The sequence below is a fragment of the Bacillus sp. FH genome, from assembly GCF_052216825.1.
GTDB classification, from domain to species: Bacteria; Bacillota; Bacilli; order Bacillales; family Bacillaceae_G; genus Bacillus_A; species Bacillus_A paranthracis.
Genome location: NZ_JBQOUU010000005.1, coordinates 147,545 through 160,111 on the forward strand (window position 1 = coordinate 147,545; position 12,567 = coordinate 160,111).

10 protein-coding genes are annotated in these 12,567 nt (G+C 34.9%); 5 read left to right on the forward strand and 5 right to left on the reverse strand.

What is annotated here, in order from left to right; translation table 11 throughout:
- Positions 1-75: 75 nt before the first annotated feature.
- The 4 genes from ald to fdhF form a co-directional block, all read right to left on the reverse strand.
- Entirely contained in the window at positions 76-1,209 is a 1,134-nt protein-coding gene (gene ald, locus ACTT1L_RS14825) for an alanine dehydrogenase (protein WP_001219742.1), read from the reverse strand.
- A gap of 369 nt (positions 1,210-1,578) precedes the next feature.
- On the reverse strand, positions 1,579-3,450 hold the full coding sequence (locus tag ACTT1L_RS14830; RefSeq protein ID WP_001164743.1) for a glycerophosphoryl diester phosphodiesterase membrane domain-containing protein: 1,872 nt from the start codon (positions 3,448-3,450) through the stop codon (positions 1,579-1,581).
- Between the two features lie 154 nt (positions 3,451-3,604).
- Positions 3,605-4,087 carry a DUF1641 domain-containing protein gene (locus tag ACTT1L_RS14835; protein WP_442821980.1) on the reverse strand — a complete coding sequence of 161 codons (483 nt, stop codon included), beginning with the start codon at positions 4,085-4,087 and terminating at the stop codon, positions 3,605-3,607.
- Between the two features lie 12 nt (positions 4,088-4,099).
- Complete coding sequence (fdhF, locus tag ACTT1L_RS14840) at positions 4,100-7,036, reverse strand: formate dehydrogenase subunit alpha (RefSeq protein ID WP_000840655.1); 2,937 nt, start codon at positions 7,034-7,036, stop codon at positions 4,100-4,102.
- A gap of 300 nt (positions 7,037-7,336) precedes the next feature.
- Between fdhF and fdhD the strand changes: the two genes are divergently transcribed.
- Positions 7,337-8,143 carry a formate dehydrogenase accessory sulfurtransferase FdhD gene (gene fdhD / locus ACTT1L_RS14845; RefSeq protein ID WP_061131295.1) on the forward strand — a complete coding sequence of 269 codons (807 nt, stop codon included), beginning with the start codon at positions 7,337-7,339 and terminating at the stop codon, positions 8,141-8,143.
- Positions 8,144-8,367: 224 nt separating this feature from the next.
- Positions 8,368-8,874: a GNAT family N-acetyltransferase gene (locus ACTT1L_RS14850; RefSeq protein WP_000405875.1), complete on the forward strand. Its 507-nt coding sequence runs from the start codon at positions 8,368-8,370 to the stop codon at positions 8,872-8,874.
- Between the two features lie 357 nt (positions 8,875-9,231).
- On the opposite strand, the gene ACTT1L_RS14855 is transcribed toward ACTT1L_RS14850, so the two are convergent.
- The gene (locus tag ACTT1L_RS14855) at positions 9,232-9,354 is read right to left on the reverse strand and encodes a hypothetical protein (protein ID WP_001068392.1); all 123 of its coding nucleotides are present in this window, start codon (positions 9,352-9,354) and stop codon (positions 9,232-9,234) included.
- A 329-nt stretch (positions 9,355-9,683) separates the two neighbouring features.
- Between ACTT1L_RS14855 and ACTT1L_RS14860 the strand changes: the two genes are divergently transcribed.
- The 3 genes from ACTT1L_RS14860 (at position 9,684) to ACTT1L_RS14870 (ending at position 12,534) form a co-directional block, all read left to right on the forward strand.
- A complete protein-coding gene (locus tag ACTT1L_RS14860; protein ID WP_000238954.1) occupies positions 9,684-10,355 on the forward strand; it encodes a response regulator transcription factor in 672 nt (223 codons plus the stop codon).
- A gap of 65 nt (positions 10,356-10,420) precedes the next feature.
- On the forward strand, positions 10,421-11,875 hold the full coding sequence (locus ACTT1L_RS14865) for a HAMP domain-containing sensor histidine kinase (protein ID WP_442821981.1): 1,455 nt from the start codon (positions 10,421-10,423) through the stop codon (positions 11,873-11,875).
- 146 nt (positions 11,876-12,021) lie between these two features.
- Positions 12,022-12,534 carry a GNAT family N-acetyltransferase gene (locus ACTT1L_RS14870; protein WP_000351212.1) on the forward strand — a complete coding sequence of 171 codons (513 nt, stop codon included), beginning with the start codon at positions 12,022-12,024 and terminating at the stop codon, positions 12,532-12,534.
- Positions 12,535-12,567: the final 33 nt, after the last annotated feature.

Below are 12,567 nucleotides of genomic sequence, written 5' to 3' on the forward strand. Positions count from 1 at the left end.
CTAAGAGATATTCACTCTTAGCTCTTATCATGTTGGTTTATATATTGTTCGATTTTGTTTTGTATAATGCTTGTATTAGCAAGATACTGTTTCTGCTTCTAATAATTCTTTAGCACCTTTGTACTCTACACCGTGAGCTTCTGCAACTGCTTCGAATGTTACATAGCCATCTAATGTGTTAATACCTTTTAGTAATGCAGAGTTGCCTAAGCAAGCTTCTTTGTAGCCTTTGTTAGCAATTTGTACTGCGTATGGTACTGTTACGTTTGTTAATGCAAGAGTTGATGTACGTGGAACCGCACCTGGCATGTTTGCAACTGCATAATGAACAACGCCGTGTTTTTCGTAAGTTGGGTTATCATGAGTTGTAATACGGTCAGTTGTTTCGAAAATACCACCTTGGTCAATCGCGATATCTACAACAACAGAACCTGGTTCCATTGATTTAATCATTTCTTCTGTTACAAGTTTTGGCGCTTTTGCACCTGGGATTAATACTGCACCGATTACAAGATCAGACTCTTTTACAGCTTCTGCAATATTGTACGGATTAGACATTAAAGTTTTTACTTGGTTTCCGAAAATGTCATCTAATTGACGAAGACGTTCTGCACTTAAGTCGATGATTGTTACATCCGCACCTAGTCCAACTGCAATTTTAGCAGCATTTGTACCAGCTTGTCCACCACCGATGATTGTTACTTTACCACGTTTAACCCCTGGAACACCTGCAAGTAAAATTCCTTTACCGCCTTTGTTCTTCTCAAGGAATTGTGCACCAATTTGTGCAGCCATACGACCAGCTACTTCACTCATAGGTGCAAGTAATGGTAGAGAACGGTTTTCTAATTGTACTGTTTCATATGCAATAGAAACAACTTTCTTTTCGATTAATGCTTTTGTTAATTCTGGTTCTGGAGCTAAGTGTAAGTATGTGAATAAAATTAAACCTTCGCTGAAGTGTTTGTATTCGCTTTCAATTGGTTCCTTAACTTTCATAACCATTTCCATGTTCCAAGCTTCTTCAGCTGTATCAACAATTTTCGCTCCCGCTTCAACATACTGAGCATCTGTGAAACCAGATCCTAAACCTGCACCCTTTTGAATGAATACTTCGTGATTGTTACGAATTAAATGTACAACACCTGCTGGTGTCATTGCCACACGGTTTTCGTTGTTTTTAATTTCTGCTGGTACCCCAATACGCATAATGAAATGCCCCCTTATAATTAACAGAAAAAAGAAAGTCTTTTTTCTTTTTGTAATAATTAATAACTTATGTCCTTATTCTAGCATAACTTAAAAGTTATGAAAACGCTAACATACCATATTTTTAAAGTTTATATATTTAGAATAGTGTAAATATATAAAACATTGATTCTATTAGCCTCGTTGTTCCATCTCATTATCTATCACTCTATTTTTATTATACTCCTTTAAAATAAGCAGCAATCATTTATTATTCGACAATAATGTAACAATGTAAGAAATACCAATGATGCCGTATACATATACAGTTATAAGTTTAAACAATACTTTAGGGATATATTCTTTCCCTAAAAAAACAGCTGCTAGCATTTAACTAGCAGCTGGATAACTTATAAATAACTTGGAAAATAAATCATCTGTTGTTTCCGTAATTTTATCAAACAGATCACTTTCTTCCTCTTCTTGCTCTTTTAACATCTTAATTGTTTCACGTGCCGATTCAGGATAATCGGTAATGATACCATCTACGTTCAATTTATAATATCCCTTTAAACTTTCCATATCATTTACCGTCCATACGTAAATTGGTTTATTTAACTTCCTTGCTTCTTTTACTAATTTCTTATTTAACATGTATTCTTCCGCTACATAAAAATCAGCCTTTACATTCTTTAAGTGAGCTCTACTTGCATATAATATATATCCTACTTTTATATTTGGATTTGCACGCTTAAACTCTTTTATAAGCGGATAATGTAACGTTTGAATAACACATTGCTTCTCAAATTCATTATCTTTAATCGTTTTTAATACTTTGTTTACAAAGTCTTTTTCGCCCCCATGAAGCTTCACTTCAATATTGAGTTTGATTTTACCCTTTGCCAACTTAATGATTTCATCCAGCGTACTGATTTGTCCTGAAAAACCATCTTGACTAAGGGTAAGCTGCCTTAACTCTTCCATCGTTAAATCCGAAACATGAACGTTAGCATTGGCAAGACGTTTCAACTTCAAATCATGTATAACTGCTAGTTCACCGTCTTTTGTTTGTAATACATCTATTTCAGCGTAGTCTGCTTTCGCATCAATAGCTCCCTGCACAGCTTCTTTCGTATTTTCTACACCTTTTGAAATATAACCGCGATGAGCCATAATAATCGGTTCTTTATATGTGTTTGTAATAAAGGTCACAATGAAAGCAACAACCATTCCCGCCGTAATAATTCCTACAATATATACACCAATAAATTTCCAACGATGTTTTTGGAAGAAACATTTATCTGCCTTCGTCTTTGAATAATCTAATCCTTCTTCTAATAAAACATCTTCGACTGGAACCTTTTGTAAATACAATCTTGTTAACGCCATAATATAGAACGGCGTCATAATAAAGCTAAATAGATACAATGTACTTGTTAGGAAAACTGAAATAGTTGACTCTGCTAGTAGTGCAAATGTCCCTTCTGGGTTTGTAAATTCATATACTCCCCACAGACAAAGTAAATAAACTCCTACACATAAAAGAAAAACAATTCCTACAGATATGAAAAAACCTACTAAAAAGAACAAAACTTTAAAGAAGCTTTCTTTTACTAAGTTTGCGCTTTTGCGTGCTGCCGTACGGAACGGCTTCTCCTCTAAAACGATAATAGGTAAAACAAAAATCCAACGAAGGTTCAAATAGGCAACTACAGCAAAGAAAGTATAATATCCAACTTGCCCCATTGTTGTCTTAAATAGTTCACCTGTAATAAAATTAGGAATTTGAATTTCAGGAATCAATGCAGATTTATATCCCATACTTAATAGTGGTAATAGTACAACTGCATACAAAACAAAGCCAGGTAAGCAATATGTAAACAGAGAAGGTAAATACGTTACTGTTTTATATAAAATCGGACGTAATCTCACCTTTTGCCTTTTATGAGCGAAGTACGAAATGATAATAAGTACTGCAAACTCTGTAAAAATCAGGAACAATGCCAATATAGATAAAATTACGATCGCCAAAATCCCGTATGGGGTTTTCAAAAATGCTAATAACTCATCATTTGTTGCGTTTGCATACCCACCAAAGTACAACAACTTATTGAAAATAATACCGAAAAGCGGGATAAACACAATCGCTGCTAACAATTTATAAGCAAGTTGGAATGTTAACACATTCCAAAAGGCAAATCTAACAGTTTGAAAGGAATGTCTCATTACTCCTGGTATAGATAGTCTTTTACGGTGTTGCATATATTCCTCCACATTCTAAAACGATATTTGAGATGGATTCCACATTTCCATTTCTACCCCATCCCTTTAATAATAATATATTCCGCTTAACATGAACACTCTTATACATACAATGAAAAAAGTGATGGCTACTTCCCATCACTTTTCACTTACTCTATTTTTTCTCTAACCCTTGTCCAAATGCTTTCAAGAAGCTAAATCCGAATGTGATGGCTCTATTGATATCTGGATCTTTTAACACTTTAAAGAAGTCCATCACTTTTGTTTTTTTACCATTCTTTAATTCATCTGTTGCAAATTGCAATCCAGTGACTAAACTCGATGTGATTTGCTTTGTTACTTCTGGGTCAACTGAGGACAGTGCTTCCCCCGCCCCCATCATGTTGTTAAGTGCATTTTTAACTGGTTCACGATTTAATTGCTCCACAGCGATTTTTGAAACATCTTCCTTAGCAGCAAGTAAACTAATCGCCGCATCTAATATTCCAGCCTTCTGTAACTGCGCTAACAGCTGCATCGTTTCTTCTACTGCTTCACGATAATTAGATAGCTCATTTAGAAGTTCATCTGCTACTTGCTGTTTCTGTTCTTCCTCTGTTACAACTTTCTTTTTAATTAAAGTAATCTCTTTCGCCACTATCTCCGCCCCCTAGTCCACGAGTGATACGTATTGTTTTCTTTGCCATTTTTGCTCGATTTCAACACCATTTTGCGGATTACGCTTTTTATCTCGCGGGTTTGAAGATGGTAACGGACGATTTCCTTTTTCACGTAATACACGCATTTTCACCATCGTTTGTTTGTACGCCGGTGTACACGTATAAAGGTCTGTTGCCGTCCCAGTTAAAATATTGATCGCTTCTTCATTTATCGTTGCATGCATCGGTAAGTATAGCTCTTTCCCCGTTACACGCTCAGTAATAAGCGCTTGTACTTTAATTTTGCCAAATGGTGATGCTAATTCTACAAGACCACCATCTTTCACATTGCGCTCTATAGCAAGCTCAGGTGAAATTTCAACGAACACTTCAGATACTTTAGATAAAATACCAGCCGACTTATTCGTCATATTCCCTTCATGGAAATGTTCTAGCATACGTCCATTATTTAAAAGTAAATCATACTCATCTGGCGCTACAACTGGTGGTATCCATTCATCTAATGATAAACGAGCTAGTTTATCTGGGAAGTTAAATCCATCTACATATAATAGCGGTGTATCACTACCATCATGACTACCCCAACATAAACTATTCCATCCTTCTAGACGATCGTACGTTGCTTGAGAGTATAACGGTGCAAGCGATGCGATTTCGTCCATAATTTCACTTGGACTTTCGTAATTCCAATCCCCGCCGAGTGCACGAGCAACTTTTTGTAAAATCCACCAATCTGGTTTTGAATCACCTAGTGGTTTTAATACTTCATATAATCTTTGAATACGTCGCTCTGTATTCGTAAACGTTCCTTCTTTTTCTAAGCTTGGTGCCGCTGGTAAAATAACATCAGCAAAACGAGCTGTTTTTGATAAGAACATATCTTGAACAACGAGGAAGTCTAAATTCGCTAAAATATGTTGCACATGGTTCGCATTGGAATCGACTAAAGCCATTTCTTCCCCCATGACATACATACCACGTAGTTTTCCTTCTTCTGCCGCAAGTAACATTGCGATATTATTTAATCCTGGTGCTTTCGGAATCGTTGTGCCGTATGCTTTTTCAAACTTAGCACGAAGCGTATCATCCGATACTGCTTGATAACCTGGAAGCCAGTTTGGTAATGTCGCCATATCACAAGCACCTTGTACATTATTATGCCCTCGTAATGGATATGCGCCTGCACCAGGACGACGATAGTTCCCCGTAACAAGCAGTAAATTGGAAATGGCAGCAGATGTTGTACTTCCTCCTGTATTTTGCGTTACACCCATTCCCCAAAGTATACAAGTTCCATCTGCTTCATATACCATACGAGCCATTTCTTTCAGGTTTTCTTTCGAAATTCCCGTAATTTCTTCTGTATAATCAAGCGTATACTTTTCTAACATTGTGCTATATTCATCAAAGTTCTTCACATTTTCAGCTATGAACTTTTTATCATGCCAATCTTGATCAATAATATATTTCGTAATACCAGCAAGCCATACGTAATCTGTACCTTGGCGCGGATGAATAAATAAATCCGCACGCTCTGCCATTTCATGTTTACGAAGATCTGCTACAATCAGTTTTTGCTCGTGTAATTTATGAGCACGTTTTACACGCGTCGCGAGTACAGGATGTCCTTCTGTTGGATTCGCACCAACGATAATGACAAGGCCTGCTTCAGCTATATCTTTCACTGTTCCAGCATCGCCGCCCATACCGACAGTTTTAAATAAACCATCTGTTGCTGGAGATTGGCAATAACGCGAGCAGTTATCTACATTATTTGTTCCATATATTTGACGAGCTAGTTTTTGCATAAGATAATTTTCTTCATTCGTTACTTTCGAAGAAGAAATAAATCCAAATGCATCGCTGCCGTATTCTGATTTAATATGTTGCATGTTAGAAGCAACAACTTCTAACGCTTCTTCCCATGAAGCTTCAACAAACATATCTCCTTGGCGAATTAATGGCTTCGTAATTCGATCTTCACTATTTACAAAGTCCCATCCAAATTTACCTTTTACACATGTGGAAATACCATTAACCGGTGCATCTGAAACAGGTTGCACTTTTAATATATGGCGATCTTTCGTCCATACTTCGAATGAACAACCGACACCACAAAATGTACAAACTGTTTTTGTTTTATTCACTTTCGTCTTACGCATCGCAGCCTCTACTTCTGAAACCGCTAAAATACTACTATATCCAGGCTCTACATCCTTTACAAAATCAATCATCGGATCTAACACATCTGGTTTTAACCCTGTCATGAATCCAGCTTCACCTAACATTGATTTTTCCATTAACGCATTACATGGACATACTGTTACACACTGCCCACAACTTACACAAGATGAGTCATTTATACTTACACCATGATCCCATATAACACGCGGACGATCTAAGCTCCAGTCTATCGATATCGTTTCATTAACCTGTAGGTTTTGACATACTTCTACACACTGTCCACAAGCAATACATTGATTTGGATCATACCGATAAAACGGATGTGACATATCCACTTCACAAGCACTTACTTTCGGCTCATACGGATATTTCTGTTCTTCAATTCCCATCATGTGTACTGTATTATGAACCTTACAATTACCGTTATTGTTATCACATACGGTACAATACAATAAATGATTCTCTAATATTCGATCCATCGCCTCAGTCTGCGCCTCTTTCGCACGCTGTGACTGTCTTTCAATATGCATACCATTCTCTATTTGCGTTGAACAAGCACGCATTAACTTCCCATCTACTTCTACAATACACGTATCACAAGTTTGAATTGGATCTACTTCTGGTACATGACAAATTTGAGGATGTTCCAAATTACTCTCGTTAAATAATTGTAGTATCGTCTTTTCACCTGATGCTGAAAATTCTTTACCATCTACGGTTACACGGACTGTCTGTTCTGCCATAGTTTCCCCTCTCCTTACAACCAACTGTACAACACACTTGTGAATCCGTTTTCACAAATGAATTACTGTACATATTTTTGAAACGCCCTGCCTAAATACTTTTCTTATGAAGTCGATTCTAGATGTTTATAAGGTATCACTACGAAAGCTTGAAAATTTCACTATTCTACATTTCTATTATATCGTATATATACAATAATAACCAAAATAATCTGATACCTTCCTTCTAATAGATGTTTTTATTTTTTCAATGTTTTATGATGAATGTGGGAGAAAATACATATAAAAGGGGAATTTCATATGGGACCTACGCAAGAGAGTTATACAATTGTACGCTATCACTCTGGTACATTTTCAAAACAAACTGATGAGATTGTTACAGAATCTCCTATTACTATTAAATTGAATGGTGAAGAATATGTAACAGTCGTATGTACACCAAATTATATTGAAGATATGGTAATTGGTTTTTTAATTTCTGAGGGGATTATTTCTTCCTATAAAGATATTGAAGAACTATGGGTTCAAAAAGATAACGGAATTGTCCATGTAACATCATCAAAAATAAATCCGCTCTATCAAAATTTATATAATAAACGATACATCACTTCCTGCTGCGGAAAAGGTAGACAAGGTTTTATTTTCGCTAACGATGCAGCAAAAGCAAAAGATTTACATGATATACATGTAAAAATTACTCCTGAAGAATGCTTTTACTTAATGAATACTTTACAACAATCTTCTACTACCTTTCGCCAAACCGGCGGTGTTCACAATACCGCGCTATGTGATCGAAACAATATCCTCCTATCAAGAATGGATATTGGAAGACATAATGCATTAGATAAAATATATGGACATTGTTTACGCAACGATATATCTGTTAAAGGAAAAATCATTGCATTTAGCGGGCGTATTTCATCCGAAATTTTACTCAAAGTTTCAAAAATCGGATGTGAAATTGTTCTATCTAAATCCGCTCCAACAAAACTAGCATTGCAACTCGCTCACGATTTAGGCATTACAGTCGTAGGATTTATTAGAAATGACTCTTGTAATATTTACACGCATCCAAATCGAATTGATGGTTATCAATCAAATAACTAAAATAACTCCTCAATCGAGGAGTTATTTAGTTATAAAAATGTAATATATTAAACACTTGAATAGTTAATAAAGTTAATATATAATTTCATTACATATTAAAAAACAAAACATTGTAGCATATATCTTTTCATTCTTTTACAAATTAAAAGAGACTGCTCACAAAACACATACACAATCTTATAAAAGGTTCACTTTATTTGAAATCGACCAAGGAGGTTACAACGATGGAAATTCGCTTATTAACGACAGAGGACGCAGAAATATATTTAAAAGTTTGTATGGAAGGTTTAACGAAGAACCCGGAAGCTTTTAGCTCTTCTTATGAAGATGTTCTTAAACATGAGGATCCTGTAGCTGCTATGGCAAAACGATTAAGCAATCCGGATAAGTATACTCTAGGTGTCTTCAAAGATAACGATTTAATCGGCATTGCTACTTTAGAAACAAAGCCTTTCATTAAACAAGAACATAAAGCAAAAATCGGTTCCGTTTTTGTTTCCCCTAAAGCACGTGGCCTTGGAGCAGGACGAGCTCTTATTAAAGCAATTATTGAAAATGCCGATAAATTACATGTAGAACAACTTATGCTCGATGTTGTAGTTGGTAACGATGCAGCAAAAAAATTATATGAGTCATTAGGTTTCCAAACTTACGGCGTACAAGAGCGTTCATTAAAACATAACGGTCAATATTGGGACGAAGAACATATGGTTCTATTCTTAAATGATTAATACTTCAATCTAGTTTTCCAAAAGCATCTTTTTATTAAGAAAGATGCTTTTTTCATTACAACAATGTAATCTTCATGTCACCTTTATCGATCGTACCAAACCTTTCCATTCATTATACTAAAAATATAAAGTGAAACTTTACTCAGTGGGGAACTACATCCCACGCTGATCGCATGTACTTGATATGTAGAGGAGAATGTGACATGAAACAAAACAAACGAGCTATGCTTTTAATATTTACTACAGCAATTGTAACTTCTGGATTAGCAATTTTACCTTGGTTTATTATATAAAAATACTCCCCCTAACAACGAAAAAAGCTTATTGCTTCTTAAGAAGCAATAAGCTTTTTTTATATTATAAAATCCCCAAAATTTTATTTACACAACTTATAATAATAACCATAGATACGGCAACGCACATGACAACCGTATTACGATCTTGCTTTTCTTTTTTTGAAATTTCTTCTTTTGGATTCATGTGTATGATCTCCTTTTAAAAAAAGTGTGAGATAGGAAATTTTTCTTATCCGATGCGAGGTGAATACGAAAACCCTCTCTATCTCACATACACAATAGAATGGAATTGTCATTTTATAAATAAAATGACATGACGTTATGTCGCAACATAGGGTATTTTGTGTCGCTACGTTTTCTATTATAAAAAATAGTTGTGCAAAACTAGTGCATTTTTTATGTCAATTACTCTGAGCGAGAAATCACTCTTCCACTCAATCACATAAAAAGAGTTTTTTATCATTTTCATGTAAACTATACAAGTAGAATGAACAGTTTGGGGTGCACAAGATTATGGTAAAAATTTTATTAGTAGACGATGAAGAACGTATGTTACGATTATTAGATCTGTTCTTAAGTCCTCGTGGCTATTTTTGTATGAAAGCTACCTCTGGCCTTGAAGCACTAAAGTTAATAGAACAAAAAGACTTCGATATTGTTTTGTTAGATGTAATGATGCCAAATATGGATGGATGGGATACTTGCTATCAAATCCGTCAAATTTCCAACGTTCCAATCATTATGCTAACAGCTCGTAATCAAAATTACGATATGGTAAAAGGCCTTACGATCGGCGCAGATGACTATATTACAAAACCATTTGATGAGCATGTATTAGTTGCACGAATTGAGGCTATATTACGCCGTACAAAGAAAGATGGATTTGTTAGCTTCAATGGTATTGAGTGGGATAAAACGAAACATACTGTCACAGTGTATGATGAAAAAATCTCACTGACTCCTATCGAATTTTCGTTACTTGGACTATTTTTACAAAATACAAACCGTGCTTATAGCCGAGATGATTTAATCGAAAAAATTTGGGGTTATGAAACAGACATTGAATATAGAACAATCGATTCACATATTCGCAATATCCGTGATAAATTACGTAAAAAAGGATTTCCAGTTGAAAATTACTTAGAAACTGTTTATAAGGTCGGATATAAATGGAAAAGTGAATAATTACTTCGGTCAGTGGAAACTAGTATACCACTGACCCTTTATTATGAATAAGGTATGGTGAGAAAATGAGTAAACTTTCACTTAAAATCGGGACATACTTTTTAATATTAGCTTTATGCATTGAAACAATTGCTTTCGTATCTTTTTACAAAAGTATTTCTAAAATGCGCATTGAAGAGGAAACACTCGCTCTTTTAGAAAAAGGTAATCGCTATAGTAAAAAAATTAAAAACCGCGAGAGACGGGATGAATATTATAAAGAAATGCAACACACTGAACATAATAAAAATCCTAAACGCCCCGTGTACCCCGAGTTCGATATTGCGAATGCGGCTGCACACTTAGTTGAATCGGAATCAATTTCTAACTCCGATATAGCTATTATTATTACTGACCATAACGGCAAAATTATTTCCACCTCAGAACCCGTAACAAAAGAAATGCAAAAACAACTTACTTGTAAAACAGAATCTGTCCCAGAAAGCGGATTAATCGTTGAAAGAAACTGGAAAAAGTCAAAATTCATCACCACAGTAAGCCCACTTAACACAACAAAGTTTCAAGGAAAGTTATATATGTTACTAAAAACATCTTTCTTAGAAAATATGTTACTTAAACTCATGAACCAATTTCTTATCATTAGTGTTTTGACTGTTATTTTAACGACTATTTCTGTCTTTGTTTTTTCTCGTGTTATTACAGAACCGCTTATAAAAATGAAGAGGGCAACAGAAAAAATGTCAAAATTAAATAAGCCAATTCAATTAGGTATTAAACGGAATGATGAACTTGGAAGCTTAGCAAAAACGATTGAAGATTTGTCCAGTGAACTAACTTATATGAAAAAAGAACGCAATGAATTTCTTGCTAGTGTCGCCCATGAACTATTAACTCCATTGACCTATATGAAAGGTTATGCGAAAGTAGCAAAGAGAGACACTTTAACGAAAGAAGAGCGAGAAGAATACTTGCAAATCATCGAGGATGAAACAGATAGTGTAACTGACCTCGTCCAAGATTTATTTATGCTTGTACAATTAGAACAACACCAGTTTGTTATAAAAAAACAAAAAGTACTTCTTAGACCATTTTTAGAACGAATGGTTGAAAAAACAAAAACAACATTAACAAATAAACAAATGCAACTTCATGTATATTGCAAAGATGATTTAGAAGTTTGCATAGACGAAAGACGTATGGAACAAGTTATGTTAAATTTATTACACAATGCTTATCAACACTCACTAGAAAACACTACTATTACGATACGCGTACTCGCTGAAACAAATTCTTTTACAATAAGTGTACAAGATGAAGGTGAAGGTATTCCTGAAGAAGATATTCCGCATATTTTCGATCGTTTTTATCGTGTTGATAAATCTAGAACGAGAGCTACTGGGGGACAAGGTATCGGGCTAGCTGTTGCTAAAGAAATTGTGGAATTGCATAACGGTGCCATTCTAGTAACAAGCAAATTAGGGGTAGGAACTACCTTTATAATTGAGCTACCTTTTGAATAATATGTGTGTGAAAACACCAGTAATAGTAAAAACTACTGGTGTTATTTTGTTCATAAAATCAGCTTATATAAGCTAAGCTTTTGAAATTATTCTTATTTCAATATAAAATAAAGATACATTTGTCAAAGATTTGGAGGGTGATATAATTGGATATCCATGTATTAACAAAAGACGAAGCGGAAATTTACTTAGAACTTCGTGTAGAAGGATTAAAGCAAAACCCTGAGGCTTTCAGCTCTTCTTATGAAGATATTATTAATAAAGAGTGTGCGATTGAATATAAAGCACAAAAATTAGCACAAGATGAAAACTATACGCTAGGTGCATTTAAAGATGGAAAATTAATCGGGGTTGCAACGCTGGAAACGAAACCATATGTAAAACAAGAACATAAAGCTAAAATCGGTTCTGTATATGTATCTCCAAAAGCACGCGGACTTGGAGCAGGAAAAGCACTTATTAAAGAATGTCTTGAACTTGCTAAATCTTTAGAGGTGGAACAAGTTATGCTTGATGTTGTTGTTGGCAACGATGGAGCAAAAAAACTTTATGAATCATTAGGATTTAAAACATTCGGTGTGCAAGAACGTTCATTAAAATATAACGGACAATATTGGGACGAAGAGCATATGGTCTTATTCTTAGATGAAAATAAATAATAAAAAACATCCTCTCGTGTATGAGGATGTTTT

Bases quoted from the DNA above. Each gene is read 5' to 3' on its own strand.
- ald (WP_001219742.1), bottom strand. From the start codon at position 1,209: ATGCGTATTGGGGTACCAGCAGAAATTAAAAACAACGAAAACCGTGTG.
- ACTT1L_RS14830 (WP_001164743.1), bottom strand. From the start codon at position 3,450: ATGCAACACCGTAAAAGACTATCTATACCAGGAGTAATGAGACATTCC.
- fdhF (WP_000840655.1), bottom strand. From the start codon at position 7,036: ATGGCAGAACAGACAGTCCGTGTAACCGTAGATGGTAAAGAATTTTCA.
- fdhD (WP_061131295.1), top strand. From the start codon at position 7,337: ATGGGACCTACGCAAGAGAGTTATACAATTGTACGCTATCACTCTGGT.
- ACTT1L_RS14850 (WP_000405875.1), top strand. From the start codon at position 8,368: ATGGAAATTCGCTTATTAACGACAGAGGACGCAGAAATATATTTAAAA.
- ACTT1L_RS14855 (WP_001068392.1), bottom strand. From the start codon at position 9,354: ATGAATCCAAAAGAAGAAATTTCAAAAAAAGAAAAGCAAGATCGTAAT.
- ACTT1L_RS14860 (WP_000238954.1), top strand. From the start codon at position 9,684: ATGGTAAAAATTTTATTAGTAGACGATGAAGAACGTATGTTACGATTA.
- ACTT1L_RS14865 (WP_442821981.1), top strand. From the start codon at position 10,421: ATGAGTAAACTTTCACTTAAAATCGGGACATACTTTTTAATATTAGCT.